Source organism: Rhodococcus sp. IEGM 1351 (assembly GCF_030056875.1).
GTDB lineage: Bacteria > Actinomycetota > Actinomycetes > Mycobacteriales > Mycobacteriaceae > Rhodococcus_F > Rhodococcus_F opacus.
In genome coordinates this window covers 1-560 of record NZ_JASHKU010000103.1, presented here as the reverse complement: position 1 = coordinate 560, position 560 = coordinate 1, and the positions used below count along the sequence as shown (strand labels likewise).

The 560-nt window shown below is 61.1% G+C and carries 2 pseudogenes; both read left to right on the top strand.

What is annotated here, in order from left to right:
- Positions 1 to 216, top strand: a pseudogene (locus tag QM806_RS40960) (hypothetical protein); the annotation flags it as partial.
- Positions 217 to 373: 157 nt separating this feature from the next.
- Positions 374 to 560 (top strand): annotated as a pseudogene (locus QM806_RS40955) (hypothetical protein); the annotation flags it as partial.

The following is a 560-nucleotide window of genomic DNA, read 5'->3' as shown; positions in this document are numbered from 1 at the left end:
AACGCGCACTTGCCCGTTGGGTCGGTACCTGCCCACTGTGCCACCACACCTTCCCCACCTAACAAAGTACTACTAGGCCACCCTGTCGGAGCCACCGGGTCCCGTATCATGACGACCTTGCTTCACGAACTCAAACGCCGCGGTGGCCGCTACGGCCTCGAAACCATGTGCATCGGCGGCGGCCAGGGAATCGCCGCAGTCTTCGAATCAATATGACAATAGACAACTTCCGTAGCGTCATGCGGACGGATGCGATCTATCCTGTCGGGCGGACCACATCGACCACCTCGCGCTATGCCTCGGGGAGATGCTGCCAGCGCGCGATAACGCTGGTGCAGAGCAGTCATCGTCAACTTGGCTGTGCGGGTGACCGCTGGGAGGATGGGCGACCGCGACCAGCGCAGATTCGTCGTACAAGGGCTTCCGCTACCCGAAGAAGATCATCAGCCACGCCGTGTGGCTGTATCACCGCTTCGCGTTGAGCCTGCGTGACGTGCAGGAACTGATGTGGCGCTCCTCGGGTTTATGTGGGCGCCATTTCTGCTGCTCAGGGTGGGTTG